The following is a 25,510-nucleotide window of genomic DNA, read 5'->3' as shown; positions in this document are numbered from 1 at the left end:
TTATGCTAAGTTTTTTCTTGCATTTCAATTCTAAGACTATTAAAGATAAGCAGTAAAATAATATGTTGGTTTTAGATAAAATACATTTCTTGCTAAGCTAATCGGAGCAAGACTAACGGGACACAGGGGCAGGTCCCTTGTCCCGTTCAGTTTTTATTTTGTCTGCTTCCAATGAAAACCCTCGTTTAATGAGCGATGGAGGATTAATCAATCTTAAGCTTTATAGCCTTTGTGGCGATAAACGTTTTAATGTGATTGTCTAAAATCCTTGTTCCGCCAAAATCATCTTCATAAAAGCCTGAAATAACAAACCCAGCGTCGATTTGTCCTTGTATTTGATCTTCTAGAGTATGGGCATATTCTATTGTTTGACTTGAATCAAGGTAGTCTTGAATTTCACTCGTAGGTAAGTAGTCCAATGTAGAGGAGGGGACGGAATGTTTTACATCAAGAATCCCTTTTCTTTCTTGATTATCATCGAAAATCCATAATAAAGGATTAGTAAATCCAGCAATTAAGATGCCGTTAGTTTTTAAAACTCTGGAAACTTCATTCCATACAGGGCGAACATCTTTTACAAATAAATTAGAAACAGGATTAACAACAATATCAAAATACTCATCATCAAAGTCGCTTAAGTCTGACATATCACCTTGTATCGTTTTTAAGGTTAATCCATCACGTTCAGCGACCCTCTCATCTTGTTCCAATTGCTTTTTAGATAGATCAGTAACGGTTACATCTGCACCAGCTGCAGCCAAAACTGGTCCTTGTTGCCCTCCGCCAGAAGCTAAACAAAGTACTTTTAAACCTTCGATAGATTTAGGAAACCAATTCCTTGGGACTGTTTTTTCAGTGGTGACTGTTATTTTCCATTCACCATGTTTACTTTTTTCAATGATATCGCTACTTACAGACTGGGTGTATCTAGAACCTTCTTCAACTTTCTTATCCCAAGCATTACTGTTTTGTTGCGTTGTATCCATAATCATTTCTCCTATCTTGATTTCTTCTATTAAAGCACTGACTATTTAATTTCAAAATACAAAACCACTCCTATTTCTTTTATATTTTAACATTAAATTCCTTTTATATAGGGGGCAATGAATAACGTATCTGCTGTTATTTCTGAAATGTGTTAGTTTACCAGTTTATATAATATTGACCAGAGCCAACGGTCCCAATGTAACATGTGAGACGCGTTAGGATATAGCTTGACAATCCTACCTAGTAAAGCCAAGCGTCAAATTAAATGAATGGATACATTTTGACAGTCGATGGTGGTGCATAGGCTCTTCTTAGTAGAGTAGGAGATTTAAATACGGCTCATAAAAATGTAGCTAAACATAAAAAGTCAAAAAAGTTATAAATAAAGTAAATATATTGTTATAAGATAAGGCGTGTTATATGAAACAATGAAAACGCTACCAACAACTCCTCTAGAATTCCTTTCGTATAATGTTCAAATTTACCTTCAAGGGTTAGAACTGATAGGGAAGTCCCGATTCAGCTAACATATTCATTATTCCTAAAAAGGAGGGATTTAAATCCAAACGAAATACCTTTCATTTCTCCTTAGAAAAACACAGAATTCATGGATTTACCTTATCATCTAGTCAGTACGATAAAACGCACGTTGTGTGGACAAAATGTATTAATTCTAGATAAAGGTGACGTAATCGTTTTCTATTACTTTTTTGCATTTATGTGATCTCTATGCCGAAATTAGGGAAAGGAAAGATATTTAAATGATAATGAAAAGAAAAAGCTTACTTAAGTTATTTGGTTATTTAACGGTAGTAATTGCTTTGATTGGTTCGTTTGCTTTTATTAAAGTTAATCAGTCTAAAGCAGAAGATATTACTAAAACAATCACAATTGATGGTACGGACGTAGATGAATACAATCGCTTTAAAGGTTTTGGGGCAGTATCAGCTAATAATACCTCCCGCCTCTTATTAGATTATAAAGAAGAGCATCCTGATCAATATTGGGAGATAATGAATCATTTATTTAATCCAGAAAAAGGTGCAGGATTAACGCACGTAAAAGTGGAGTTAGGTGGAGATGTGAACTCATCTTCTGGTACAGAGCCGGCAACGATGCGCTATGCCGATGAACCAGCTAATGTTCTTAGAGGTGCAGGTTTCCAATTTGCAGCAGATGCTAAATCAATTAATCCTGACATTACAACAGAAATTCTACGTTGGGGTGAACCGCGTTTTTCTTGGAATGGTGTAGCCAACAGTGATTTTAAGAACCGATATCAATGGTATAAACAAACTATTGATGCTGTTTATGATGAATATGGCTTTAAACTTGATTATGTTGGAATCTCTCAGAATGAAAGGGCTATCAATGGTAATGGTAGAGTGGAGGTTGATTGGATAAAATACTTCACTTCTACTATTAAACAAGAACCAAACTATGAATCTGACTATGAGCATATTAAACTAGTAGCGGCAGATGGGTATCGTGATACACAATCGATTAGTCGCGTACTACTTGATAACCCGGATTTAATTGATGAGATTGATGTAATTAGCGCACATTATGATATCAATGGTTCAAGTGAGCTAACAGAGTTACAAAATAAGTTGATTGCTGATGGTAAACAACCAAAAGAGGTTTGGGTATCGGAAGGTGTAGCTCCAATGATTAATGCCAGATACCGTGAAAATATGCAACCTAATTATAATGGACTTGGTGGAACGGTAGGAGTGGTCGATGTAATTTCTCGAATTATATCTGTTTACAATTGGGAAGGTGCAGGAGAAAACCAATTGACCGCGGTGTCCTTCGATTTTCAACCTTCTGTAGCAGCATTTTATCAAGGCGCTCAATATAACCCAAAACACTTAATCAGTGCATTTGATCCGTGGTCTGGTTTTTATGAAGCAGATGCAGGGTTACAAGGTGTTAGACATTTTATGAACTTTGTTGGGTATGATGATCACTCTACACCTGAAAATGAACGTTGGATGTATGTGAAAGGGGCAACATTTAGTGATGGTACGGAAGGAGATGGCGGAGTAAAGGTCGACTCAAGTACCCATAATTATATGACATTAAAAGACCCTGAAACAGATGACTATACAACGGTATTTACGAATAATACAGATGATACCCGTAAATATACGATCAAAACACAAAATCTAAATGGGAAAGAAAATGAAAAAGTATATGTATGGGAAACGCGTGGGGCTGACGAAGGTCAAGACTATGATGCGAACTGGTTTAAAAATATTAACGAGATTACTCCGGTGAACGGTGAATATGAAGTGGAAGTTAAACCATATTCAATCGTGACGATTACTACTTTGAATAAAGAAGCGGTAAAGGACTTTGGGTACGAATCAGGCCCGATTGATTTATCAAAGGATACCATCATGCCATTACCTTATGAAGACGACTTTGAGTACGATGAATATGGACTGGATGAAGAAGGTAGAGATTATGTTGAACGCCGCGGTGGTACACCACGTTACACAACTGATCAAATAGGGGCGTTTGAGGTAGTGAAAGAAGCAAGACAACATACCAATGTCGAAAGCTTTGAAACTACGAAATTAAATATTCCAGATGCAACGGCTCATAGTAATATGCTGCAGCAGAAAATGACGGTAGACACTATTGGTGCTGACTGGTCCGTTTGGGGTGGAAAGGATGGCACTGCCTCCGATGTTAATCCAAACACTATACTAGGTGACTATCGATGGGTAAATTATAAAGTTTCCTATGACTTCCTACTAGATACTCACACACCAATGGTAGAGGGCCGGAGTAATTACGCCTTAATTGGTGTGCGTCAAGTTAAATCTGGTTATGCAGATTCAACAGCACCATATAACGCACGTGTTCATGTGGATGGAAGCTATGAAATTCTAAAGCTAGGTGAAGTAGTTTCAGAAGGTACAATTGCTGATTTTGATAACACTGTTTGGCATAACATGGAATTTGAAGCAAAAGAGAATGTATTTACATTGTATGTGGATGGAGAGAAAATTGCTTCCTATACGGATGAGGACTCAACTGTAATGGCTGGGCGAGTGGCAATAGGATCTGGGTATTACGAAACACTAATTGATAACTTGCGTATTTCTCCTATCGCTGGATTTCCCTATCAATCAGTTAAATTTGATAATGCACAAGGAAGAATATTTGAAACAGAAGAACAAGCCCTTAACAATGATGATCCGATGAATCCAATTGGCTATGTTGGACAGTGGGACTTTATTCAAGCAGGGTATGGACATTATAATCGTACGCAAATGGTTACGAATTCAGATTATCCAGTTTGGAACGGAAGAATAGTGAAACATACCGATGTAACAACAGAACAAGGAACATTAAACAAGGTTTACTTTTCTGGAGAATGGAGTTCAAATAGTGGAAATGCTTGGGGATCTGATGGTGAATCTTTTGAGATTAAATTCAAAGGCAATGAAATCAGATTGTATGGGGAAGCGAATCCTAATAATGGAATAGCTGATGTGTACTTAGATGATGAGCTTGTTGGAGAAACAAGCTATATAAACAACAGTAGTGTTGTAAAAGAGGTTTTCTCAGCAGAGAACCTTGAAGAAGCAGAACACACATTAAAAGTAGTAGCAAAAGAAGGTTGGACCAGCTTTGTCAGAGCGGAAATCGAGACGGAAGATGAGATAGACCTTTCTTCAGTTGATAAATTGGGACCTACTGCTATTGTCCCAATAGCAGACGATGCTGAAGTAGGAACCGATGAGAATACAGTGTACGCTTACAGGGAAAATGGACATTCATGGGGAAGTAATAGTAAGAATGCCTGGGCAGCATTCTCAGACAATCCATATATCTTTGTAAACTTCACTGGAACAGGAATTGATTTTCTTGTTGGTGATTCAAATAAGACAAAGTATCAGTTTGAACTGGATGGTGAAGTTGTAGGCAACATTGGTTCAGAAAATGGCACTGTCAGGTATTCTGTAAGGGACCTTGAAGATACACAACATACGTTAAAAGTATCCTTAGGTGATAATCAGGCCCAGGAGACTTACATGGACTATCGAGGAGTTAATATTTATGGCGCTCCGAAAGAAAGTAACAATAGTATGATCTTTGACTTTAAAGGCACGGGCTTTCATTTGTTTGGTGCAACGTCTGATTCATTACTTGATGTTTATATTGATGATCAATTAGTGGAGGATAACTATCGAGTTTATGCTAAAGGTGATCGTGAAACCTCATATTCTATTAAAGGTCTTGAAAATACTGAACATACAGCTAAAGTAGTTGTTAGAGGTGGCAGCTTTACTTTAGATGGTATGGACATTATTACCGGGGTAAATGATGTCCCAACAGACGGAGAGGAACCGACAGATGGGGAAGAACCGACAGACGGGGAAGAACCAACAGACGGGGAAGAACCAACAGACGGAGAGGAACCAACAGACGGAGAGGAACCGACAGATGGAGAGAATCCGATAGACGGAGAAGAACCAACAGACGGAGAAGAACCAACAGACGGAGAGAATCCGACAGATGGAGAGGAACCGACAGACGGAGAAGAACCGACAGACGGAGAGGAACCGACAGACGGAGAGAAACCAACAGATGGAGAAGCCCCGAGCGATGGCCAAGATCAGAGTGACGGTAGTGATCAGCAAACTGGGGACGATAAAAACAGCGAGAGTGATCATGATGGAAATAAAGAGTTACCTACTACAGCAACTTCCATCTATAATTACTTATTACTAGGTTCAATACTACTAGTTGGAGCAGGAATTATGGTTTTCGTTCATAAGCGAAGGAAGGCTTAATACCGTTCTAGTTCATAAAAGGACTATCCTAAAATTTTCAGGATAGTCCTTTTCCTATGAATAAAGTTCACTAATATTTTTCCACGAACCTAACAGGATTTTGTACTTGTTCTTACAAATTAGTAAAAAAATAATGATAAGAGGTAAAAAAATTATCTATTTAAGAAACTATTTAGTGACTAAAATTAGAAATAGGAAATCTTTAATAAACATAGGAAAAAATAAGGCGGGTTGTAAGAAATATAAGGAACTTAGTTGTCTAAACAAACGTACAGCACCTAAGAAAAGGAGGGAGTACATGGAGACAAATGCAGGATTATCAGGAGGGATTTATCGTTTATGTGAATGGATTTATCGACTAGCCTACATTAATTTGCTTTGGATTTTATTTACTATTGCTGGAGGAGTAGTATTAGGTATTTTTCCTGCAACGGCTGCTATGTTCGCAGTAACTAGAAAGTGGATCAATGGAGATGATGGACATAACATTTTTAAAATTTTTCTGCAGTATTATAAAAGAGATTTCAAAGAATCTAATGTAGTAGGGGCTCTTTTAACTGTAGTTGGTATTTTTATCTTTATTGATTTTCAGTTAATTGGATCATTCGGTGGAGTTATCAAATATGTTTTACTAGGAAGTCTAGCAACTGTAACAATACTATATTCTTTAGTAATTCTATATATTTTTCCTGTTCTTACACAATATAAAAATAGTGTATACAAGCATTTTAAATCAGCATTAATTATTGGGATAACCTATCCACTTCGTACGATCACAATGTTTGTATCTGTTGTATCGGTATTGTTTATTTGTGCAGTGATTCCTGCAATATCTTTTTTATATTTAGGTAGTGGGTTAAGTTTTGTCATTATGTTTTTCTCACACCATTTATTTCATCATATCGAAAAAAACATTGAATCTCCCAATAAATGAAAACGTTATCAAAAATTACTGTTCGATAATTTAATAGTTCTGCCAAAGCGAGTTATAGTAGTACTTACCCAAATAAGAGTATTACTACAGAGTCTATAGAATTTGTGACGAAGGCTACTATAGTTACGAAAAGAGCCTAATTTGAAAGAAGAGGTGATTTATTTGGAAGCAAAAGAAGAGAGACAACTTCCACTAGGAAAAACAAAAATTAAGTTGAAACGATCAAAAATTCAAAGAAGTGAAAATTTAGCAGGCTTTTTATTTGTCAGTCCCATGTTTATCGGTGTATCAATTATTACATTGCTACCAATTGTCGCTACATTCATACTAGCATTTGCTGATTGGAAATTTATTGCGGGATGGGATCAATTAAAGTGGGTTGGTTTTGCTAACTTTGAAGCTCTATTTAGTGATAGTGTTTTCTTGAAGTCACTGTTAAATAATGCAATTTTTGTGTTGACTGTTCCTTTAACGATGATCGTATCACTTGTATTAGCGATAATTATCGATAAGCATGTTTACCTAAAAAGTTACTTTAAAGTAGCATTTTTTATGCCATATATCTCCAGTGTCGTTGCTATCGCGGTAGTGTGGCAAGTATTATTTCATCCAACAGCAGGGCCAATAAATCAATTTTTAATGTCTATTGGAATAGAAAATCCACCACTGTGGATAGCTGATCCAAAATTTGCGTTAATATCTGTTATGATGATTCATCTATGGATATCTGTAGGTTTTAACTTAATTGTATATATTGCAGGGTTACAGTCGATCCCGAAAGAATTGTATGAAGCAGCTGAGATTGATGGAGCAAACACATGGTACAAATTTCGAAAAATTACAGTACCTTTAGTTTCACCGACATCCTTTTTCTTATTAATTACAGGTATTATTGCAACATTCAAAGTGTTTGATTTAATTGCAGTCTTAACTAGTGGTGGGCCATTAAATTCAACCAGTATGCTAGTTTGGTATTTATATGATACAGCATTTATTAACCTAGAAATCGGTTATGCTTCCGCTATTGCGGTCATATTGTTCCTTGTAGTATTTGCCATTACTATCATTCAATGGATTGCGCAAAAGAAATGGGTTAATTATTAAGGGGGGAGCATGATGAACAAGAGGTCAAAGCTAGATATAAAAAAGATAATGATCACTATTATTGTTTTTTTCTGTAGTTTAGTATTCTTACTACCGTTCATTTGGATGTTATCTACGTCGTTTAAGATTGAAGCGGATGTATTTAAGTTTCCGATTGAGTGGATACCGGAAAGATGGAATGCCATAAGTAACTATAAAGATGTTTGGTTCGGTGATTATCCATTCTATCTCTATTATTGGAATTCTATTAAAGTAGCTGTTTCCACTACTTTACTCTCCGTTACTGTTTCGGCAATGGCTGCTTACGGATTTTCGAAAGTACGTTTTCCCGCAGGAGGTTGGTTGTTTTTCATTGTGCTAGCAACATATATGGTCCCACCTCAAGCTAGTTTAGTACCACAATTTCTATTGTTTAGAAATATAGGTTTATTTGACAGTCACCTTGGATTAGTATTGTTAGGAAGCTTTAGTGTACTAGGAACCTTTATGTTACGTCAGTTCTTTATGGGTATTCACAATGATTTGCTTGAGGCAGCAAAAATTGATGGGGCTGGCCATTGGAAGATTTTTTGGAGAATTGCAGTTCCTATTGTCAAACCAGCGATTGCCACATATGCAATTTTACGCTTTATCTGGACATGGAATGATTATCAAAATCCATTAATTTTCTTAAGAACCGATAAACTATATACAATCCAGCTAGCTATGCAAAAGTTTACAACCATTAATGGTGAATTTTATTCCTTAATAATGGCAGCGGCTGTGTCTGCAATCTTACCATTATTAATTGTATTTATTATTGGTCAAAAACAAGTCATTGAGGGAATTGCATTAGGTGGTGTAAAAGGGTAATAAAAATGTTGTTTTCAGATGCCTTAGTCACCAAGAATCGCTTGGAAGTGAAAGATAAACATAGCTTTAACTATGTTACCTGAGGGTTAATCTAGTCTAGATTAATCCTCTTTGCCTATGGATTGTTAACATTTCGTGATAGGACAGGGGATGAGATTAACTGCCACAGTCATCGTATAAAAACTTCTATCAACTCGTTTTGAACTATATGGATAGTGGTTTGATTGTATGATGATACAAGAGTCTTTTGTCAGGTGCGGTGTAGAGATCTTTAAGCAATTAGAGGAAAACGTATCTGAACTATATTAAAATCGAACTATTTATAGGGAAGACAACAAATTATCGGAATGGAACCACAAATTTAAAAGTAAAATTATTACTAATACAAGTAAAATTATTTCCATTTAAATTTAATTAGGTTTGCTATAATTTCTGTGTAAGGGCTTACAAAATATGATATAGTTATAGGGGGTATTTGTTTGAAAAGTAAATATTTGGTAGGTTTACTTAGTTTTCTGTTTTTGATTGGAATTCTTGTAGGTTGTAGTTCAAGCGATGGGGATGAAGAGGCATCTACATCTGAAAATTCGGAATCATCGAAATCATCAGGGGGTGATGGTGGAGAGGAAGTCACGATTAAGTTCCACACTCATGGTAACGAAGCTAGTTATAATTGGAAGGAAACGTTAGCGGCGTTTGAAGAAGAGTATCCTAATATTAATGTGGATCTAGTTATTCTAAGTGAGAAAGGTGATACAAACGAGGCTTTGCAAAAGCTTGATTTGGCAGCAGCATCTGGTGAGCAGCTTGACGTTTTAATGTTCAGTGATCCTGCGTCATATGCCGAACGTGTAGGGCTAGGTATAGTAGCACCAATCGATGAGTTTATTAATGAAGAAGGTTTTACAGTAACGGAAGAATATAAGGTAGATACAATGATTGATGATAAGTACTACGCGCTACCTGGTAAGTTTAACCCATGGTATGTACTTCTGAACAAAGATCATCTAGCAAAAGCAGGTCTTGAAGTTCCAACAGAGTGGACTTGGGATGAGTTCAAGGATTATGCAAAACAGCTAACTACAGATGAACACGTAGGAACGTACTTCCATGGTCCCCAAGATGGTGGATGGATGGAATATATGAAATTAGCCCTCGCAAGTGAAGAAACCGAAACTGGATTCATCAATGAAGATGGATCACACAACTTTGATCACCCATACTTTAGAAAAACATTAGAAATGCGTCTTGAAATGGAAAAAGAAGATAAATCTGCCACACCTTATACAGACATTTTATCTCAAAAACTTCACTATCGTACCCAATTTTTTAACCAAGATGCTAGTACTATTTTAATAGGTAGCTGGATGAACACGGAACTAGGTGGTACAGATCAGTTCCCATTAAATTTTGAAGTAGGTGTCGCTCCGTATCCAACAAATGCAGACAGTGATGCTGCAGGTTATACACCAGTTACTACAGACTTTATGTCCGTTGCTCAGAGCTCAGAGCATAAAGAAGCAGCATATAAATTTATTCGTTGGTACACAACAGAAGGACAAATCGTCCAAGGCAAGAGTATTCCTTCTTGGAACAAAGTGAGCGATGCGGACCTTGAAGGGATTATTGACACGATCTTAAGTGGTACAGTAAGTCCTGAAAAAGTGGATAAGGAATCGCTTATCAATGTATTAACTAACGCTAAATCATCAAAGATTGTTTCTCCTGCTTCTTATCAAGCGGAAATTTATCAACTGGTAAATGATGAATATGAGAAGTTAATTTACGGGGAGCAAGATATCGATAAGACAATTGAAGCGTTAAAAACAAAGGCTGATGAAATCATAGCTAATAATCAAGAATAAATGTAAACGGGGTGTGGTCTTCCGTTTCTACCCCCACCTTTCTTTAGGAGGATGGATATGAGGTTAGAAACAGGTAGATCTACGCCCCTTTCATTTCGATCTAAAGTTATCCTAACATCTGTCATTTGTATTGTCATTCCAGTAGTTATAACGTTAGGTATTTATAATTTCTTAACAAGAGATGCGGTAAAGGATCAAGCGATTCTCAATGCCAATAATGAGTTGAAATTGACTGGTGAGTATGTATCGAAGCTCTTGGATGATATGTTATACGTTACAAACTTTATACAACTAGATTCAGAGATCAATTCAATTTTAAAAGCACGGGCCAAAACACCTTTAAATGAGAATGAAAACGGGAATCAAAGTTATAACCAATTTATCTCGGACAAAACTGTCATGAAAACGATAGAAAACATTACGTTGGTAGGGGAAAAATCATACGTTACGATTCTGTTAACGAATGGGAAATATTATACGAATTATGAAGTCAATGATTATGACCCACTACGTCTATTTGAAGAAGAATGGTTCAATGACCTTAAAGCAATGCATGGTTATGAATCCATTTGGTTTGGTAGTCAGCCAACAATATTTGAATCAGAGAAGAAAAAAAACCCTTACCAAATTTCTGTAGCGAGAACGTTACGTAATGGTAGCTCACAAATATATGGATATGTAGTGGTTACCATTCTTGAAAATAAAATCAACCAAATCTTTGAAAATCGAGATAGTACAAATGGTGAGGAAGTATTTTTGCTAGATTCGAATAATGTTATTTTATCTCATAATGATACGGCAAGGATTGGACAGACATTTTCTACATTAAAGAAGATGAAGTCTAATAGTTTGAAAAATGTAGTAAATATATCTGGTAAGGATTATCTTATAACCGTTCAGGAAGAGTTTTACACGGATTGGAAGCTTGTTTCACTTATTCCGTATCGTAATGCAATTTCTGAAATGAATGCCATCTATAACAAGGTTTCTGTCTTACAACTTGTATTATTTGCTGTATTTTTTGGACTGTTAGCCATACTAATTAATCGAATTACTAGACCACTTGTCATTCTAGGGAATGTTGTTTCAAAAGTGAGAAAAGGTAACTTAACTATACGATCGAAAATTAATAGTAAGGATGAAATTGGGACGTTTTCGAAATCATTTGATGAAATGTTAGATAAAATCAATGAAATGATTAAAGAAATAACAGACACGCAAAGTAGGCAACGAAAAGCCGAGTTAGCGATGCTACAAGCTCAAATAAATCCTCATTTTTTATTTAACGTATTGAATTCGATTCGGATGAAAGTTTTTAAAGGTGGGGATAAAGAGAGTGCTAAAATGATTAGCTCTTTATCCAAGCTGTTGAGAATGACAATTGAAAGTGATGAAGCAATTATTACTTTGTATGATGAAGTGTCGATGGTAAAAGATTACGTTCAATTAATGAACATGCGACACAGAGGAAATGTGAATTTACGTATAGATGTGTCCAATGAAGCATACGAACAAAAAGTTCCTCGGTTAATTTTACAGCCAATTATTGAAAACTCTATTATTCACGGATTTAGCCAACATACTGGTGATATTCATTTACATGCTAGAGTAGACGATGATAAGTTCAAAATTATTATTGAAGATAATGGGGAAGGAATGGATGAAGAAACGAAGGAAAAACTTCAGAGGAAAATTTCTTCACATGATTTTGCTGATGTGGATGAACTAAGTACAAATGGATTTTCTAGTATTGGATTAGTAAATGTTTATGAGCGTATGGTCATGTCATTTGGAACAGAATTTGAAATGACCATTGAAAGTAAAAAAGATAGTGGTTCAAAGATCACCTTGCTTATCCCAAGAGGAGGTAGTAAACACTATGTATAAAGTAATGCTTGTCGATGATGATTATCCTGCATTAGAGTTTCTATCTGAGATGGTAGAGTGGGATTCACTTGGACTTCAGCTGCAAAGCACCCATGAAAATGGATTAAGTGCATTGGAAAACGCTCAATTAGATATGCCAGATATCTTAATTACGGACATAGGTATGCCAAAGATGGATGGCATCCAATTAACCCAAAAACTGAAAGAAAAGAATCCAAATCTTCAGGTAGTTATTCTATCCTGTCATAATGAGTTCAAATATGCGCAAAAAGCGATAAAACTAAATGTTCAAGATTACATTTTAAAAGAAACTCTCGATCCGGATGATCTATCGTCTATGTTGCTGACTTATAAAGAAAGGTTAGATAATGAACAAAAGCGGAAGTTAAATGATGTTAAAATGAAAAATCAACTTAAAAAGAATGAAGAATTTGCTAAGTCTAATTTTTTACGAGAGATTATCTATCACTCTAATCGTAGTCAGGATTGGTATGGGGAGCATCATAATTTGGGCTTTCATTTGAAACGTGCCAACTATATGCCAATTCTATGTGTGATGGACAACTATTTATCTGCTAAGCAGCTTTATACGTCTGTGGACACGCTTCAATTCGTCGCGCAAAATGTGATTAACGAGATTATTGAAGAAACGAACTCGAACATCATTTATATGAGTTTTGAAGAAAATAAATCATTTATTTTATACCCTGTTCAACAAACCTTGAAAGAAAATAATTATGAAAATGCTCAAGTGATGCTTAAGAAGATACAGTATAGCTTTAGCAAATATTTGAATATCTCTGTTTCATTTTTGATTGGCGAATATGTAACGATTAAGGAATTAAAGGGTGAACTAAAAAGTTTGCTTTCAAGTAATCATCAACGTTTTTATATGGATACGGGAAGTATTACCAGGAAGCTTGATTATACAGAAACAAACAAGGAGGACTTATTTTCTTGGTACGACGAAGCATCTATGGAGTTAAGAAATTTAATTTTTGAACAAGATCTAAATAGCATTAGACCTACTATTTCGAAGTGGACACAATTTATTAAAGAAAAAGAGTTTTCACTAGAATCTGTCAAAGAGTGGTTTCTTAAATTGCTACTTGAACTTAAGGTTAAAATGCAAGCATTACAATATTTCCAATCTAGCTTTAATGTGGAAGCTTTGCACCAAGAGATTTTATATATTGATAATTTACATGAATTAAAAGAATGGATAATTAACTATTTTCATTCCTTAATAAATATCAAAACAGAGGTTACAGATCAATCGAAGCATAAAGAAATTATGGATGCATGCGTTTATGTCACAAAGAATATAGAGAAAAAACTATGCTTAGATGAGGTGGCTAGCCATTTATTCTTAAATCCAAGTTATTTTAGTAGATTGTTCAAAAAGGAAATGAAAAAGACGTTTGTGGAATACGTTACATCTGTAAAAATTGAACGGGCAAAGGAACTTCTAGATCAAACGACAGAGCCAATCGGAAAAATCTGTGAAAGGCTAGGCTATGATAATCAGAGTTATTTTATTAAATTGTTTAAGAATCATCTTGGTTGCACTCCTTCTGACTACAGGAGAAGTAAAGCATAAAGGTCTGGTGTGAGAATGATGGAAATACCTATATCGAAAGAAAAGATAGACCATCCATTTTTTTATGGACAATATGAGCAGGCAGCGTGGGATAAATTAAGAAATCATAACGTGCTTTATGAAACGTTAGTTGGTGAACTAAAAGAAGAAGCGGATAAGTTAGCCCAATCTGAATATCCGCACTTGTCATTGTCTTTGTTTAGGCTTTTTGAAACCGAGGGCTCAAGACAAGAGTATGAGCGAATTTATTTTTTACGAAGAATGAGATTAACTGCATTTGGAATGATGTACTTAATTGAGCCTGATAATGCACACTATAAAAGATTGCTAGAGGAAACAATTTGGGATATTTGTAATGAGTTTACTTGGTGCTTACCAGCCCATATTGTGGATGAAGTCGAACTTAAAACAAACTTTCACTACTCCTTAAATAACAAAATGGGGGACAAGGGGGATTCCTTCACAATAGATTTATTTGCTGCTGAAACAGCCTTTGCACTAAGTGAAATTTCACATGTAATGAATGATAAATTAGATGCTGTGTTGATTACGCGAATAAGGCAAGAGGTATATAAACGAGTCTTTATCCCTTATCTAGAACAAGGGCCATTTGATTGGGAAACCGCAGACCATAATTGGGCAGCAGTTTGTGCTGGATCGATAGGGAATGCTGCTATGTATGTAATAGAAGATCGGGAAGATTTGTCTATCGTATTAAACAAAGTTATGAAAACGATGGATTGTTATTTAGATGGCTTCGAAGACGATGGTGCTTGTAAGGAAGGCTATGGGTACTGGCAGTATGGATTTGGTTTCTATGTGTACTTTGCGGATTTACTAATAAAAGTAACAGATGGAAAAATAAATCTATTTAACAATGAAAAAGTTCATCAGATTGCGCTTTTTCAACAGAAATGTTTTTTAGATGATGACATTGTTGTCAACTTCTCTGATTCTTTACAAAACGGAGCTGTAATGCTAGGTCTTAGTCATTACCTGAGTAGAGTCTACCCAGATATAGAAGTACCAGAAGCTAAACTTCGTAATAAAAGTATAATAGATCATTGTGGCAGGTGGGCACCCGCTATTCGGAATTTGTTATGGGTAAATGATGAGGTAGTAGGAGAGCCTTGGCAGGAGGCAACGTATTATTTAAAAGACGCTCACTGGTTTATTTCAAGGGTATGGACTGATGCAGGGAGATTTGCCTTTGCTGCCAAGGGTGGACATAACGATGAACCACACAATCACAATGATGTTGGCCATTTTATTCTTTATGGCAATGGAGAAGTTTTATTAAAAGATTTAGGATCAGGGTTATATACAAAAGCCTATTTCCATGAAGAGGAGCGCTATTCCTATTTATGTAATGGGGCACAAGGGCATTCGCTTCCAATTATCGATGGAAAGTTACAGCTTCCTGGTAGCCAATATATGGCATCGATAAACAAGGTTAATATAGAGTCACAGTGCCAAGAATGGGAGTTGGATTTATCCAAGGCATTTGAGAATGACAACCTAACAGACTTAACAAGGAAGTTTACGTGGGTAAGAGATCAAAAGCCAAGTTTGCTTGTAGAGGATACTTATTCGTTTGGAACTCAGCCCAAATCAATTATAGAGCAATTTATTATCCCTAAACTAGCATTGATAGAGAGTGCGGAGAGTATCGTGGTGAGTGATAAATTGCGGATTAACTTTGATCAGAAACAGCTAGCTTACTCGAAAGAAGAGCTTACATTTCTCAATCATTTTGGTGAAAGGGAGGAATATATAGCCATTCGTTTGCTAGTCAAACAGCCAAGTAGGCATGTACATGTAACAGTTAACTTTCAATTTCTATGAAGAAGAGTGAAATCATATTTTACTCGAAATAAAAATAAGTTGCTCACTCATAAATTGTAAACGTTGACAATTGAAAAGGTATTACTTTCCATAAGAAAGGGAGGTTAACGTGAAAGCTTTTGACTTACCAATTAAGGAAAATAAATTGAAAACAAAAGAAGATCTTCAACTTGCTTTAAAACAAATATGTGAGCCACTTAAATCGACATACAGTAGAGGGCGTTCCCAGTTCCATCTGGGCAATACAAGTGCAGCTTATCCCGATGAAGTGGCACAAATGGAAGGGTTCTCCAGAGTGTTATGGGGGCTAGCCCCTCTTTTAGCAGGTGGGGACGATTATGATTTGTGGGATTTGCATTTAGAAGGGATTAAAAATGGTACTAATCCAACACATGAAGAGTACTGGGGAGATATTCATGACTATGATCAGCGTATCGTTGAAATGGCGGCATTTGGTTTAACCTTAGCGCTCGTTCCAGAAAGAGTATGGGACCCTTTATCAGAACGAGAAAAAACAAACTTGGTGAATTGGTTAAAACAAGTCGACGATCATCCTGTTCATGATTGTAATTGGCTGTTCTTCCCGATCCTTGTAAATCTTGGTTTCAAAACAGTTGATGTCCCTTATAACAAGGAATTGATAGAAAGAAATTTAAATAGAATCGAAGAATTTTATTTATCTGATGGATGGTATGCTGATGGTATTAATGGCCATTCCGATTATTATGTTCCATTTGCTATTCATTTCTACAGTCTGATTTACGCAAAACTAATGGAGAATGAAGATCCAAAACGAGCTATTTTGTATAAAGAACGAGCAAGTCTATTTGCCAATGATTTTATTTATTGGTTTGCTAAAGACGGCTCGGCAGTTCCCTATGGTAGAAGTATGACATATCGTTTTTCACAATCTGCTTTTTGGAGTGCATTCGTTTTTGCTGAGGTTGATGCTTTTTCTTATGGAGAACTAAAAGGTCTAATATTGAGTAACTTACGTTGGTGGTTTAAGCAGCCGATATTTGACCGAGATGGCATTTTGACTATCGGTTATCGTTATCCTAATTTAGTTATGGCCGAAAACTATAATTCTCCTGGTTCTCCGTATTGGGGATTAAAGACGTTCTTAATCTTGGCATTGAACGATAATCATCCTTTTTGGGATGCAACTGAACAGCCTTTACCTAGTTTGAACGACACGTCCATTCAACAAAGCCCAAATCTAATTTTTTGCAGGCAGGATAACAAGGAACATGTAGTTGCGTTTAATACAGGTCACTCAGAAACAAATGAACATACGCATACATCTGCAAAATATGAAAAGTTTGCCTATTCCAATTACTTTGGATTCAGTGTACCTAGAGCCGAGTGGGGATTAGAACAAGGTGCTTTTGACTCGATGCTAGCGTTAAGCGAAGAGGGAGATAACCTGTTTCGCGTAAAACGGTCTTGTATAGAACAAAGTGTGGCAAATGGGATTGTATATACTAAATGGAAGCCATGGTCAGATGTTGTTGTTTCTTCATGGATAATACCTGGTTTACCGTGGCATGTTCGTATCCATTGTATTGATTCTGAACGTTATTTGGATAGTGCTGAGGGTGGTTTTGCCATGGATGTAGATAATCACTGTGGGAAAAGTATAGATATCGAATTAGTGCAAAATGATCAGGAAGCTTTAGCGAAAGCCAGTTGGGGTATAAGTGGGATTAAAAATTTATTGGAAACGGGTACGGTAGAAATGATATTCCCTAATTCGAATACAAACGTTATGCATTCCCGAACAACTATTCCAACGATTAAATCAAAAATAGTACCAGGTAGAAACTGGCTAGTCTCTGCAGTTTTCGGTGAACCTGGCAAAAATGCTTCAGTCCATTGGGAACAAGCACCATACATCGAAATGGAACATGATAATCTAGTTGTTTATTCTAAATGCGATCAAAAGGTTTTGTTTCGGATGTCTACATAATGATAAAATAAGTAGGAAACAAAAAACTAGTAAACCATGGTAATAGTGTTAGAGCAACTGAAGAACTGGAATGCATAAAATATTTCGACAAGTAAAACAATGCGTTGATTTATCGCTAAAAACAAAAACCTGATTGGTCGTGATAACGTCCAGGATAAGTCAGAGCGGTTGTTTATTATTTAATGAATGGCAAAAAGGAAATCGACTTTCACAAATATGGAGTCCGTGATAGCAGATGCAAAAACGCTTTATAGGAGCAAAGTGCGTGTCGACTCCCAGGCGGCACAAGGGGAGAGTTTATGAGATTAAATCTTTTCGTGGAAATTATTGGTATTACAATTGGTGAAATTATAGAGTGTAAACAAGTGAGCAACAACTCAGAGGATAAAACAGAGAAGTTAAAATATCTTTCATTACTTGTTATGAATATTTTGTTTTTACTTGTGTATTTAATTCCTATTATTTATTCTTTTGTTATAATAGTAGGAGCTTTTATTTATGGGCCAATAGTGTTGTTAGGGCTGCTGTTATGTATTCCATTTATATTATTTGTACTTTTTATAAAAGTAAAAGCCTATCCAGAAATGAAAAGGAATTTTCTTGGAGAGTGATTGCGTGGGGTTATAGAGCAGTACTTTATTCATAGTCTTTTTTAGTTTGAGAGAAATATTACGGCTAATCCAATACACTAAGAAATATATAAACTGATGGATTATTTTGATTCAGAGCATGGAGTGAGGATGACTCCATGCTCTGTTTTTTGTATACATTTAAAACTAGTAAGTAAAACGAAGGACTGTCCATAGGTTAAAAGTCTTCTAAATGATAGATTTCTACCTATTTTACTAGAAACTGTTATGAATCAACCATTCACTAATCTTACTTTTGCGTACGATGTCTTGAACGCAATTTTAAGAAAAGGAATGGTGTTTATGCTAGGTTTCTCTATTATTCAGCTTGTTCGTAGAATGGGCAATAAGTTAGATCAGGACATTCGCCGAGAGCTGATCCAATTTTATCGACCATTTAGGAAAGTTCCATGTTTCTTGCATCGTCCTATTGAACGTGTAAAGAAAAAGGCGAAAAGATTACCAATTATAATTGAATTTGAGGATCATACGTTTGATTATGGCTTGAATGATGTTAAAAAGGCGAAAGGGAAAACGCTTAAAGAGTTCCCTTCTATTTCCTGTTGTTCTGCAAATCTATCAATAGAAAATATTGAGCACTTACTAAATAACTGTAACCATATTAAAAAGGTTTACTATGATAGGGAAGTGACGACATTACTTGATACGGCATCTCCATCGATTAATGCTGATCAACTGAAACAGTCAGGTTTAACAGGTGATGGAGTAACGATCGCTGTTGTCGATACTGGTATTTATCCTCATGCTGATTTAGAAGGCCGAATCATAGGCTTTCAAGATTTTATTAACAATCGAACCGAAGCCTATGATGATAACGGGCATGGTACCCATTGTGCAGGGGACGCTGCTGGAAGTGGTGCTTCCTCACAGGGGAAATATCAAGGACCGGCACCAGAAGCAGACCTTGTTGGGGTAAAAGTTCTGAATAAAATGGGGTCTGGTTCCCTTTCAACAATAATAGCCGGGATAGAATGGTGTATCCAGAATCAATCAAGATTTAATATTGACGTCCTGTCTTTATCAATTGGTTCTAATGCTACGCAATCTGCTGATGACGACCCTGTAGTTAAAGTTGTAAATAGAGCATGGGATAATGGCATGGTTGTTTGCGCAGCAGCAGGTAACTCCGGACCATCATCTCAAACGATTGCAAGTCCTGGAACAAGTCCTAAAGTAATTACAGTAGGTGCTGCAAATGATAATAATACAGTGGATCGCTCTGATGATGTTGTTGCTGAATTTTCAAGCCGTGGACCGACAATTGATGGAATAACCAAACCCGATCTTTTAACACCAGGGGTAAACATTGTTTCCTTACGCTCTCCAAGATCCTATATTGATAGAACCAATCCGATGTCACGTGTAGGTAGCAACTATATATCACTGTCAGGAACCTCAATGGCCACACCAATTTGTGCAGGTGTAGTAGCCCAACTACTACAAAACGAACCACGCTTGACACCAGACGATGTAAAGCAAAGACTAATAAATGCATGCGAAGACTTAGGACAAGCACCCAATGTTCAAGGTCATGGCTATCTAGATGCTGGAAATCTGATATAAGTACAAAAAGGGACATAGGGTCAGGTCCCTTGTCCCTTTCTTTTCTGTACCATTTAAATAGATAGGGGGATTTTGAACTACCTTAAAATATTTATTTTAAACTAGAACTCCGTTTGACAGTGAGTTTACTTATGTAGGAAATAATGAGGGCAATATTTTTTAATTAAAATAAATGGTTTATCAAAAATAAGAATAGTAGTGAACGAAAGTCATGATTAAGCTTATAGTAGAAAATATTATGGTGCCAGTTGCATATGCAGAGAAGTTAAATGAAATAGACTTTATTTTAGAATGGTCTGAGTGACCACCTAAATAATATTTATTCTGTACCTCAGCAACATTATGGCTAGAAGTTTCGGAAATATTTAGAAACCATAATAGCCCAAAAAATATAAATACAAATAGAAATAGTGTATCAATATAATTCCAGTTTAGTAGGATCGAGACAGCTATTGCTAAAGAAAGAAAACTGAAACACGATTGTTAGAAAAATGAAAGTGAGTTTCTTGGTCTTTCTACTTAACGAATGGAATATAGTTTTATCCAAAAAGGAACTCAATTTATCAATACTAACGGATAGTAGTACTATTACATATATAAATAGTAGTGTAATAATTACTTTGAATAAATACCACAAACTAAAAACATCCACCACAAATTTTTTATAGATCAAAAGTTTAGTACGTTTTTAATGCACGATTTGTTTCATATCATAATATAATATATTCTTTTTTTTATAGTGTGGAAAGTTATTTTTGGTATGATTGTGATGGTTGGTACTAAATCCGGATAGAACATTTAGTTGGTATAGGAGCTTTAGTATAATAAAAGCATTGAACCTCCATGCCCTTTTCGCTAAAAGCGAGTAATATATTAATCTAGTTTTGTTCATTTAATAAAAGAAATCATTCAGGTCAGGAGTTGTGTTATGAAGTTAGTATGGAAAGGAATATATAAAGATAAGGATCAACTTCCGGTGGGCAACCTACCTCCGGATGCAGTAAAATTCAAAGAACCAGATTCTATGTTGCAGCTGAATGTTGTAGCATCATTGTTTGTTATCCCAGTATTTATATTAATTGGGTTAGCCATATTTTTAAAATCTTTGTTAACGGACAATATTTTTGAAATGGGTATTTTTAACTTTTGGGGAATTATATTGGCATTTCTAATGATCCTCCCACACGAATTTCTGCACGCCATTGTTTTTCCGAAGAATAAAGAAGTGGAGCTATGGTTTAGTCCGGCATCTTTAATGGCTTTTGTTGTTTCCACAGCACCAATATCAAAGGCAAGGTTTATCTTTTTATCATTATTGCCTAATCTTGTGTTCGGTGTGTTACCACTGCTTATCTGGATATTTCTTCCCTATGACTTGGTAATAACGGATCTCGTTTTCTCTTTTGCATCATTCAGTTTGTTGTTCGGTATAGGAGATTATCTAAATGTATGGAATGCGACCTTCCAAATGCCGAAGGGCTCCATTCAACAGCTTTCGGGTATGAATTCCTATTGGTATATGCCTAAATAAGGACTATCGGTTGTATAGATTTTACATCATTCGTAAAAGCAAAAGGATTTTGTATGCTACATAAGTACTTCTACAGACTAAAAAGCGAATTTCCTTTTCGAAGAGCGGCTAGCTACTACCTTCTTATTTGGTTCTGGTTAAAGAGTGAAAAATAAGCATTCCAATTGGCGTATCCATTGGAATGCTTATTTTTTGATTCGCGGAGCTTGAAACAGAAGTAAAGCGTATTTTATTACAACCAGATTTAACTAGGTGATATAAACTTCTGTCGACTGAGATAGTGTTTATTAAAACACTATCTAATTGTAGTGGGAATTTCTATTAAAAAATAAGTTGTATGGATATTTATGTTAAAATTGTAACAGAGTGGGAAATTAATTATGGAGGTGGTCAAACTGTTAGCAAGAAAAATTATTTCGGCGTCTATCTCCGGTTCTTTATTTGCCTTTTTGCTAGGGCTATTCGACCCAAATCCTTTTGGTGAGGCTATCACTTCACTACCCAATTTTTTATTTGCTGTTGTATTAGTAACGCCTATTTATTTGATGTACAGCTTTCCAGTCATTTTAATTTATGGAGTGTTAGCATCTATGATGAGTGATAAAATTGGTCATTTTGTTTCAACAAAAATAGAAAATGATAAATCTGAAGTAATTGTGTCTGGGATTCTACACATTGTTTTTGGTCTTGTATTGTTATTTTATAGTTTAGGTGCTTCTGTTTTGTTTTTTATTACGGATAGACTTCTGCAAAAAAAGCATGATGATTATAAGCCTTTACAAGCAATTAAAAGTTTGGCAATACCAGTATTAACTTGGTTCATTTTTATGGGGATTGTGTATTTAGAACATCTTTAAACATAAATTTCAAAACAAATCTAACCACAGAGGTTCCAAATCAAGTCCTTAAACAGCTTTTCTATGGCTACATGTAAACAATGATAAAGGGTGCACTAGATCAATGTTTTGGAATGGGTACTGTATATCAATGTGCGCTTAACACGTGAGTACTAAATCATAAAAATCATAGAGGGGGTAGTGAGGTGATAAATGTCGTTGAGGCCAGTATCGATGACTTAGAGAAAATAGTACAAATAGACGGTGAAGTGATAGGCAATACAAGTAGAAGAAATTATATTGAGAACTCAATAAAGTTTGGAAAATGTATAGTTGCGAAAGAAAACGAAGATTTCGTCGGTTTTTTGATATATAATGTTAATTTCTTTGAATGTGCTTTTATTTCCCTAATTATTGTTTCACCATCTAGCAGAAGAAAAGGATACGCAAGTTTATTGATGGACTATTTGGTTAGTTCATCCCCAACAACCAAAGTATTTTCTTCCACTAATCGCTCTAATATTAATATGCAAAGTGTATTTGAAAAAAATGGGTTCGTTAAGAGTGGGGTGGTTGATAACTTAGATGAGGGAGACGCTGAAATCATTTATTTTAAATCAAAATTGAGTTGTTTACCTAAAGGGGATTAACTTGAATTTTTAGTTTCTATCTTTGATTAGTATAATAATGTTTTATTCTTATAATATAATTGAATTATGTAAAGAGGTGATTTAATGGATAATGACCAATTGCTTAGAATCATCTTAGAACGATTTGATAAAGTTGACTTCCAGTTCAAAGAAGTTTTAAACAGACTTGGTAGTATAGAGAAAAGAATCCAGTCTAAATAGGGTTTTCCTTTGCTCATATTATGAGATAGTACACTTAAACAAACGGGAAGTTGATTAAAATAATTTAATTTCTTCAATAAATTATCTTGCGAATGTGATATATTTATAACATAATGTTATAAATATATCACATAAGAGGTGCTTCATATTATGAAAAATAAATTAGCGTATTTAGGTTTTTTGGGTTTTATAGGATTTTTAGGACCTTTTAGTTTCATGGGAGAAGATATGAGTGTGGCCTATTTCATGTTTGTCTTTTTCTTTTTCTTTTTATACTCAAAGGTGGAACCTGATGAACTATTTATCCTAAATGTTCAAAGTGCTGCAACGAAAGCTTTTTTCCTTGGCTTTATTTTCACAACAGTAGTAATTACTTTTTCATTTGTTATCGATAATGTATCGGTGCTACGACTACTATTTGTTATCACATTTGCTGTATCTCTATTAACGTTTATTATTAGTTTGGAATTGATTGAACGAAGAGAAAAGAAGGATATTGAAGATGGCATTTACAACAAAAATTAAAGAATATCGAGCAAAACATAGTCTATCACAAGAAGATTTAGCGATTGCAGTAGGTGTTAGACGTGAAACGATTGGAAAACTTGAGAACGGAAAATATAATCCCTCTTTAAAATTAGCATTTGATATTGCAAAAGTATTTAATGTGTCTGTTGAAGAACTGTTTAATTTTGAATAGTAAGCATATACACTAAATTAATGGAAGTTTTAAGTAAACAAGAACTATCCTTTTTTGCTGCGCAGTAGATAAATTCCATTTAAGCTGACTGAAAAGAACATGCTTAAGTTACTAGTTAGGGTTGATTCTTTATCCATGAGGTGAAAACTATAACTTTTTATTTTGTTTCGGAAATTTTCATTTAAATGAAAACAAGCCTTACATCTTTAAAGATGAGGCTTGTTTTATTTTTAGTACTCAACTATTTTTCTATCCATTTTACTCTGCATTGCTTGTACTGATGGATTTAGATGGGACAGGTCCTGTTGTTTTAGTACTTTTCTTTTTCTGTGGCATAAATAACGTTAATAGTAATGCGACAACTGCTAATATCATCATAAAGAAATATGCATCACTCGAACCTAGAATAGAAGAGAGACTTTCAATTTCTCCGGTAGAAGCAGCTGGAATATCATTTATCATTTCTGATCTATAATTGTTAACTTTTGCTGTATAAATGGTTACCACTACAGCTGTTCCGATTGCTCCTGCTAGTTGACGCACAGTATTTACAACCGCAGAGCCATGTGACCCTAACTGTTTAGGTAATTCGTTCAATGCAGATGTATTGAGTGGCATCGTAATGAAACTTAAACCAATACGCAAAATGATAGTACGTATCATTAGATACATGAAAGACGTCGATGCTGTTAAATCTGTTACAGCCCACATAGAAGGAATCATAAATAATAGTCCAATAATAAATAGTGGCTTTGCACCAATTTTGTCATATAACTTACCAGTGACTGGGGACAACAGAGCGTTGATGACAGCCCCAGGCAACAATAAAAGACCTGCTTCAAATGCTGTAAAACCTCTACCTGTTTGCAAGTAAATAGGTAATAAGATCAAATCTGCATACATGATCATGGTTACTAACACATTGAGTAATGAAGTTAAAGTAAATACCTTATTCTTGAATACTGATAAATTTAACAATGGATCCTTTAATTTTAGTTGGCGAATACAGAAGCAAACAGTACACAATAATCCGATCAGTAATGAAAATATAACTATCGAGGTACTCCAGCCTTTATTACCAGCGATACTGAAACCATATAATATAAATCCAAAACCAATTGTTGATAAAATAACACTTATTAAATCTAGTTTTGATTTTTCAGTTTCAGAAACATTAACTAAAAATTTTAAGGCTAATAAAATAACAATTAATACAAGAGGTGCCAAACCAATAAATAACCATCGCCATGATACATAATCAATAATAAAACCGGCTAAGGTTGGGGCGAGGGCAGGGGCAAATATCATCGCAAACCCAATAAAGCCCATTGCACTACCTCTTTTTTCAGCAGGGAAAATAAATAGAATAACACTCATCATAAGGGGGCTAAAGAAGACGTTGACCTCAAAAGAGCATTAAACTACTTATCATCATAGAAAAAAATGAAATCTATGTCTGAATAGGTTACCAGAACAGCTTTGACCAATGGAAAGGACAAGGATTGTTTATCTAATGGAGTAGGAT

The 25,510-nt window shown here is 35.3% G+C and carries 17 protein-coding genes and 1 pseudogene; 16 read left to right on the top strand and 2 right to left on the bottom strand.

The window, feature by feature from the left end:
• Positions 1-203: 203 nt before the first annotated feature.
• Entirely contained in the window at positions 204-986 is a 783-nt protein-coding gene (locus tag H7K77_RS19275; RefSeq protein ID WP_186580359.1) for a class I SAM-dependent methyltransferase, read from the bottom strand.
• A 768-nt stretch (positions 987-1,754) separates the two neighbouring features.
• Here H7K77_RS19275 and H7K77_RS19270 point away from each other — a divergent pair.
• The 16 genes from H7K77_RS19270 to H7K77_RS19195 all read left to right on the top strand — a co-directional run bounded on the left by H7K77_RS19270 (position 1,755) and on the right by H7K77_RS19195 (position 23,985).
• Positions 1,755-5,798 carry an S-layer protein gene (locus tag H7K77_RS19270; protein WP_235989015.1) on the top strand — a complete coding sequence of 1,348 codons (4,044 nt, stop codon included), beginning with the start codon at positions 1,755-1,757 and terminating at the stop codon, positions 5,796-5,798.
• A gap of 298 nt (positions 5,799-6,096) precedes the next feature.
• On the top strand, positions 6,097-6,732 hold the full coding sequence (locus H7K77_RS19265) for a YesL family protein (RefSeq protein WP_186580355.1): 636 nt from the start codon (positions 6,097-6,099) through the stop codon (positions 6,730-6,732).
• Between the two features lie 207 nt (positions 6,733-6,939).
• Positions 6,940-7,836 (top strand): carbohydrate ABC transporter permease, encoded by an 897-nt coding sequence (locus tag H7K77_RS19260; protein ID WP_328701171.1) that lies wholly within the window; start codon positions 6,940-6,942, stop codon positions 7,834-7,836.
• A 48-nt stretch (positions 7,837-7,884) separates the two neighbouring features.
• A complete protein-coding gene (locus H7K77_RS19255; protein WP_407926448.1) occupies positions 7,885-8,688 on the top strand; it encodes a carbohydrate ABC transporter permease in 804 nt (267 codons plus the stop codon).
• A gap of 479 nt (positions 8,689-9,167) precedes the next feature.
• On the top strand, positions 9,168-10,553 hold the full coding sequence (locus H7K77_RS19250) for an ABC transporter substrate-binding protein (protein WP_186580352.1): 1,386 nt from the start codon (positions 9,168-9,170) through the stop codon (positions 10,551-10,553).
• A 57-nt stretch (positions 10,554-10,610) separates the two neighbouring features.
• Positions 10,611-12,440 (top strand): cache domain-containing sensor histidine kinase, encoded by a 1,830-nt coding sequence (locus H7K77_RS19245; protein ID WP_186580350.1) that lies wholly within the window; start codon positions 10,611-10,613, stop codon positions 12,438-12,440.
• Positions 12,433-14,040, top strand: a complete 1,608-nt coding sequence (locus H7K77_RS19240) for a response regulator transcription factor (protein ID WP_186580348.1) — start codon at positions 12,433-12,435, stop codon at positions 14,038-14,040. The genes H7K77_RS19245 and H7K77_RS19240 overlap by 8 nt, the downstream gene beginning before the upstream one ends.
• A gap of 18 nt (positions 14,041-14,058) precedes the next feature.
• Positions 14,059-15,885 carry a heparinase II/III family protein gene (locus tag H7K77_RS19235; RefSeq protein WP_186580345.1) on the top strand — a complete coding sequence of 609 codons (1,827 nt, stop codon included), beginning with the start codon at positions 14,059-14,061 and terminating at the stop codon, positions 15,883-15,885.
• Positions 15,886-15,994: 109 nt separating this feature from the next.
• The gene (locus tag H7K77_RS19230) at positions 15,995-17,854 is read left to right on the top strand and encodes a DUF2264 domain-containing protein (RefSeq protein ID WP_186580344.1); all 1,860 of its coding nucleotides are present in this window, start codon (positions 15,995-15,997) and stop codon (positions 17,852-17,854) included.
• Between the two features lie 299 nt (positions 17,855-18,153).
• Positions 18,154-18,465, top strand: coding sequence for a hypothetical protein (locus H7K77_RS19225; RefSeq protein ID WP_186580342.1), 312 nt, complete (start codon positions 18,154-18,156; stop codon positions 18,463-18,465).
• 321 nt (positions 18,466-18,786) lie between these two features.
• Positions 18,787-20,067: a S8 family peptidase gene (locus tag H7K77_RS19220; RefSeq protein WP_186580495.1), complete on the top strand. Its 1,281-nt coding sequence runs from the start codon at positions 18,787-18,789 to the stop codon at positions 20,065-20,067.
• A 928-nt stretch (positions 20,068-20,995) separates the two neighbouring features.
• A complete protein-coding gene (locus tag H7K77_RS19215; RefSeq protein WP_186580340.1) occupies positions 20,996-21,598 on the top strand; it encodes a DUF3267 domain-containing protein in 603 nt (200 codons plus the stop codon).
• Positions 21,599-21,978: 380 nt separating this feature from the next.
• The gene (locus H7K77_RS19210; RefSeq protein WP_186580338.1) at positions 21,979-22,455 is read left to right on the top strand and encodes a hypothetical protein; all 477 of its coding nucleotides are present in this window, start codon (positions 21,979-21,981) and stop codon (positions 22,453-22,455) included.
• A gap of 185 nt (positions 22,456-22,640) precedes the next feature.
• Complete coding sequence (locus H7K77_RS19205; protein ID WP_186580336.1) at positions 22,641-23,084, top strand: GNAT family N-acetyltransferase; 444 nt, start codon at positions 22,641-22,643, stop codon at positions 23,082-23,084.
• Between the two features lie 351 nt (positions 23,085-23,435).
• Positions 23,436-23,810 carry a DUF3796 domain-containing protein gene (locus H7K77_RS19200; RefSeq protein WP_186580334.1) on the top strand — a complete coding sequence of 125 codons (375 nt, stop codon included), beginning with the start codon at positions 23,436-23,438 and terminating at the stop codon, positions 23,808-23,810.
• The gene (locus H7K77_RS19195) at positions 23,788-23,985 is read left to right on the top strand and encodes a helix-turn-helix transcriptional regulator (RefSeq protein WP_186580332.1); all 198 of its coding nucleotides are present in this window, start codon (positions 23,788-23,790) and stop codon (positions 23,983-23,985) included. The genes H7K77_RS19200 and H7K77_RS19195 overlap by 23 nt, the downstream gene beginning before the upstream one ends.
• A 258-nt stretch (positions 23,986-24,243) precedes the next feature.
• Here H7K77_RS19195 and H7K77_RS19190 read toward each other — a convergent pair.
• Positions 24,244-25,371 (bottom strand): annotated as a pseudogene (locus H7K77_RS19190) (DHA2 family efflux MFS transporter permease subunit); the annotation flags it as partial.
• Positions 25,372-25,510: the final 139 nt, after the last annotated feature.

The sequence above is a fragment of the Aquibacillus kalidii genome (assembly GCF_014280935.1).
Taxonomy (GTDB): Bacteria; Bacillota; Bacilli; order Bacillales; family Amphibacillaceae; genus Aquibacillus_D; species Aquibacillus_D kalidii.
This window is presented reverse-complemented; position numbering and strand designations above follow the sequence as displayed.

Bases quoted from the DNA above. Each gene is read 5' to 3' on its own strand.
- H7K77_RS19255 (WP_407926448.1), top strand. From the start codon at position 7,885: ATGATCACTATTATTGTTTTTTTCTGTAGTTTAGTATTCTTACTACCG.
- H7K77_RS19265 (WP_186580355.1), top strand. From the start codon at position 6,097: ATGGAGACAAATGCAGGATTATCAGGAGGGATTTATCGTTTATGTGAA.
- H7K77_RS19275 (WP_186580359.1), bottom strand. From the start codon at position 986: ATGGATACAACGCAACAAAACAGTAATGCTTGGGATAAGAAAGTTGAA.
- H7K77_RS19210 (WP_186580338.1), top strand. From the start codon at position 21,979: ATGGAGGTGGTCAAACTGTTAGCAAGAAAAATTATTTCGGCGTCTATC.
- H7K77_RS19220 (WP_186580495.1), top strand. From the start codon at position 18,787: ATGCTAGGTTTCTCTATTATTCAGCTTGTTCGTAGAATGGGCAATAAG.
- H7K77_RS19195 (WP_186580332.1), top strand. From the start codon at position 23,788: ATGGCATTTACAACAAAAATTAAAGAATATCGAGCAAAACATAGTCTA.
- H7K77_RS19240 (WP_186580348.1), top strand. From the start codon at position 12,433: ATGTATAAAGTAATGCTTGTCGATGATGATTATCCTGCATTAGAGTTT.
- H7K77_RS19270 (WP_235989015.1), top strand. From the start codon at position 1,755: ATGAAAAGAAAAAGCTTACTTAAGTTATTTGGTTATTTAACGGTAGTA.
- H7K77_RS19200 (WP_186580334.1), top strand. From the start codon at position 23,436: ATGAAAAATAAATTAGCGTATTTAGGTTTTTTGGGTTTTATAGGATTT.
- H7K77_RS19225 (WP_186580342.1), top strand. From the start codon at position 18,154: ATGAGATTAAATCTTTTCGTGGAAATTATTGGTATTACAATTGGTGAA.
- H7K77_RS19245 (WP_186580350.1), top strand. From the start codon at position 10,611: ATGAGGTTAGAAACAGGTAGATCTACGCCCCTTTCATTTCGATCTAAA.
- H7K77_RS19235 (WP_186580345.1), top strand. From the start codon at position 14,059: ATGGAAATACCTATATCGAAAGAAAAGATAGACCATCCATTTTTTTAT.
- H7K77_RS19215 (WP_186580340.1), top strand. From the start codon at position 20,996: ATGAAGTTAGTATGGAAAGGAATATATAAAGATAAGGATCAACTTCCG.